The sequence below is a fragment of the Veillonella sp. CAG:933 genome (assembly GCF_000431435.1).
Lineage (GTDB): Bacteria > Bacillota > Negativicutes > Veillonellales > Veillonellaceae > Veillonella_A.
Map to the genome: position 1 here is coordinate 1 of NZ_HF986159.1, position 4,489 is coordinate 4,489.

The 4,489-nt window shown below is 34.8% G+C and carries 5 protein-coding genes; all 5 read left to right on the forward strand.

The window, feature by feature from the left end:
• Positions 1-283 (forward strand): helix-turn-helix domain-containing protein (locus QZL64_RS02555; protein WP_296309209.1); only part of this gene is annotated, 283 nt, incomplete at its 5' end.
• A gap of 62 nt (positions 284-345) precedes the next feature.
• A complete protein-coding gene (locus tag QZL64_RS02560; RefSeq protein ID WP_296309213.1) occupies positions 346-678 on the forward strand; it encodes a LexA family protein in 333 nt (110 codons plus the stop codon).
• Between the two features lie 23 nt (positions 679-701).
• On the forward strand, positions 702-2,279 hold the full coding sequence (locus QZL64_RS02565) for an ATP-dependent nuclease (RefSeq protein ID WP_021840481.1): 1,578 nt from the start codon (positions 702-704) through the stop codon (positions 2,277-2,279).
• Positions 2,280-2,341: 62 nt separating this feature from the next.
• On the forward strand, positions 2,342-3,208 hold the full coding sequence (locus QZL64_RS02570; RefSeq protein WP_021840482.1) for a DNA adenine methylase: 867 nt from the start codon (positions 2,342-2,344) through the stop codon (positions 3,206-3,208).
• A 134-nt stretch (positions 3,209-3,342) separates the two neighbouring features.
• Entirely contained in the window at positions 3,343-4,422 is a 1,080-nt protein-coding gene (locus tag QZL64_RS02575) for a tyrosine-type recombinase/integrase (RefSeq protein ID WP_021840483.1), read from the forward strand.
• Positions 4,423-4,489: the final 67 nt, after the last annotated feature.

Consider the following 4,489-nt stretch of genomic DNA (forward strand, 5'->3'; position numbering starts at 1 on the left):
CCTTGCTTTCTTTGATTTATGGAATTATACTATGGATATTAGAAAATATACTTCAACCAAAATTAAAGAATATCGAAAACAAAGAGGCCTAACACAAAAAGAACTTGGAGATTTAGTAGGTGTAAAACACAATACCATATCAGGCTATGAAAACGGCACTAATGAGCCAGAGCAAGATATATTGTTTAAAATTGCCTCAGCATTGCATATAAGTATTAATGAATTATTTCCTGAAACAAAAATTTCATTTCTAATAATGGCATTAATTTTTCAAAACGTGTAGGCGTTCAAATTCCTATCTTAGGCTCTGTTATCGCTGGTACCCCTATCAGTGCTATCGAAGATATACTAGGCTATGAAGAAATTACCCCTGAACTTGCTTCTACAGGTACATTTTTTTGCTTAAAAGTAAAAGGGAATAGTATGGAGCCTAGATTATTTGAAGATGATATTATCGTTGTTAAACAACAACCTGATATTGAAAGCGGTGACGTCGCTGTAGTACTCGTCAATGGTGATGAAGCAACAGTTAAACAAATAAAAAAAGCCGATAATGGCATTACCCTTATCGGTTATAATGTAGCGGTTTATCCCCCTACCTTTTACAGCAATGAAGACATTATTAATTTACCTGTTACTATTATTGGTAAAGTTATAGAGTTAAGACGACCTTTTTAAGTTTGGAGACAAAGGAGTATTTAATGAAAATCACTAGTTTAAAAATTAATGACTTCAGGATTTTTAAAAATGTTGAAATAATTTTAGGAGAATACATAACAGTTCTCGCAGGATCAAATGCTGTAGGTAAATCTACTATTTTAGGCTTATTAGGGAATTCCTGTGAATTAAAAAAAGATATCGGCACCCCTATTCTACAACCTTTATTTAGGTGCGAATGGAGTGAACTTTTTAAAATGTCTCCTACTTTCGATAAGACAAAATCTAATGTAGCGACTATATACTTTGATAATGGAGAACCACTGTCCTATAGAATAACTTGGCAAGATAAAGGAAGTAGAGGACGCTTAATTCCAAATACTAAAACAGATGACGGTACCGATACCAATGCAAAAAAAAGTTGGCCAACTCTCTATTTAGGATTATCTCGACTATATCCACTAGGTGAAGCATTAATTTCAGAAAAAGAGAATAATAATATTTCTATCTCTGAGGAATTAATTACTACTTATAAAAATATACTTTCAATTACAGATGAAATTTCTACTGCCAATCAAATCCATTTGACAGATATAAAAAAGAAAACTTCTGTCGGGGTTAATACAAATAAATATGACTATCTTACAAATTCAGCTGGACAAGACAATCTGGCTCAAATATTGCTCTCCGTTGAATCTTTTAAATTATTAGCAGAAACTTTGGGAGATGCTTATCAAGGCGGCTTACTACTTATTGATGAGATTGATGCAGCTCTACACCCTTCTGCTCAAAACAAATTATTAGATTTCCTTTATAAAAGTGCCAAAAAGTTAAAATTACAGATTGTATTTACAACCCACAGTATATCACTATTAGATTATATAATACTAAAATCTCAACCTCTAAAAAATAGCAATAAAAACCTCATCGAATCATACTTCTTTACACGGGCTAATTTAGAAGAATCCCCAACTATAATTCGCTCTCCCAATAGAAACCTTTATACGAATCTATTATTAGAAAGTGTAGAATTTAGAAAAGGTCAAAAGATAAAAATAATTAGTGAAGATGCTGAAGCTAGATGGTTACTAAATAAAATACTTCCTACAAACTTACTAAATCAAGTAAATATACTCGATACTCATATTGGCTATAATGAGCTTTTATCACTAGTAAAATGTGACTCTACTTATTTTAGAACACGGATTATTGTACTTGATGGTGATGTAGCAACAAAAACTTCTCAAAAAAGAGATATTACTAATCTAAACATGGTAGGAAATAATATTTTATTATTACCCGGAGGAAAATCAATTGAAAATAGTATAAGAGATTTTTTACTGTCAGATTCACAGAATGTGAAAGAATATTATAGTAATATGATTTGTCTGTCACAAGGAATAACAAAAATTCATTTTATGCAAGAGGATTTAAGTACTTTCTATAATCGCGGACAAAAAAGGGATAAACTAAAGGCTTGGTTTAATGCTTATTTATCTATTTTTGAAGAAACACAACTCTTTAATTATTGGTCGAAAGAACATGCGGAAGAAATAGAATCTTTTATAACTAACTTCAAGAATAACTTAGTTACAATATCAGAACAATTATATATTCCATAACATTTTAGAATTGGCCAAAATTATATCATCCATACTATACTAATAGAAAGGAGGTGTATTCTATGCCTGTAACAAAATCAATATTAAGATATCCTGGTGGCAAAACACAGCTATCAAAATTCGTCAATCATCTAATAAGTATAAATAACTTATCAGCCCCAATTTACTGCGAACCTTTTTCTGGTGGCTCTGGAGTATCAATGGAGTTATTATTAAATAATAAAGTTAATTCTATTATCCTAAATGACTATGACCCTGCTATATATTCTGTCTGGTATGCAATATTAAATGAAACTGAACGTTTTACTGAAGATATTGCAAATCTTTCCATTACAATTAACGAATGGTTTCAACACAAAGAAACTTATAATAACTTACATACCATTCAAGAATACAATTATTCACTAGCCTTATCTACATTATTCTTAAATAGAACTAACCGCGCAGGTATCATTATGGCAGGGCCTATTGGTGGATATAACCAAAAATCTAAATATACAATAGATTGTCGCTTTAACAAACAAAATATTATAAAAAAAATAAACACTATAGCCACACAATCTCATAGAATACAACTCTATATGTTAGATGCCAAAGAATTAATTCGTACAGTATTACTAAATCTATCACCACAAAATCTTTTCACCTTTTTCGACCCACCTTATTATAAACAAGGACATGCTTTATATAAAAATGCATTTAATCATCTAGATCATATAAATCTGTATAATGCCATAAGAGAAATGGATGGATATCGATGGATAACAACATACGACTGCTGTCCTGAAATACAAGAGATATATAACCAACTTCCGGAATATACCTACCAGTTACAATATTCCGCTAACTCTGTTAGGAAAGAAAAAGAATATTTATATGGTAGTCCGATTACAAAATTAGAATCCTTTGATAAAGTGATTTTAGAATAAAAAAATCCCCCACCCCGCTGCAACAGGGTGAGGGATAATGCGACACTTAGGGCGTGCCACTCACCATATAATAATTATAACACGCTCTAGGATAATTTGTCATACTTTTTAACTAGCAAGGAGCGTGATTTTTTATGCGACGAGCCAACGGCACCGGCAGTATTTACAAAATGAAACATAAGAATTTAAGAAATCCCTACCGAGTAGTGATTACGATTGATTATACAGACGAAGGCAAGGCGATCCGCAAGACAGTCGGCACATTTAGAACGGCAAAGGAAGCCCAGGAATGTTTGAAGAATTATAACGGCAATCCGGCGGAATGTATTCGTCAAGACATAACATTTGGGCAATGTTGGGAATGGATGCTAGAGGACAAGAAACGAGCCGGCGTAGGGCTTAAGCCGTACACTGCCGCACGCCCACGGGTAGAACATTTATTTAAACGGCCGATTACCGATATACGGCTCGCCGATTTGCAACGCATCATTGATGCTCATAGTCACATGAGCCGCTCTACTATTAAGGTTATACTAAAAGGCTTAAACGGCACCTATAGGGCGGCCGCTAAGAATGACATAAAACTCACTAATTACCCCTCACTCCTAGTGTTGCCACCAGAGCCGGAGAATAAGGAAGGAATTCACAAGCCATATACGCCGGCCGAAATAGTTGACTTATGGGAAGCCAATGACAAAATGTCTAAATGGCAACTTATTTATATTTACACGGGCATGCGTCCGGCCGAACTTATCAATATGGAGCTTGATAATATCCATTTAAAGGAACGATATATGATAGGCGGCGTCAAAACTAAAGCCGGGAAGAATCGAATTATCCCTATTGCCGAGTGCATCGTCCCCTTATTGACTGATGCCTACGCTAAGGCTAAATTTAAGCAAGCCGCTACTCTTGGCAAGGTTATGCCGGCCTATAAGACATATCGGCTAGCGATTTCGGCAGCCAACGGGCACCGTCCACATGACGGGCGTCATACGTTCGCCACGTTTGCCGATGCGTGCGGCATTGACGAAAATATCATCAAGCGTATATTAGGGCACAGCCTAGCTGCCAATATCACACAATCAATTTACACGCATAAAGATACGGCTGATTTAGTGGCGGCGGTTAACAAATTGCCGACTTATAATGACCTTGTAAAGGTTGTGCAACGGTTGAGCAACGAATCGCAAGCTACCCCAAAAAACGCATAATATTAAATTGAGAAAAGCAAGGAATCCGCGTGTTTCCTTGCTTTCTTTGATTTATGGAATTATACTA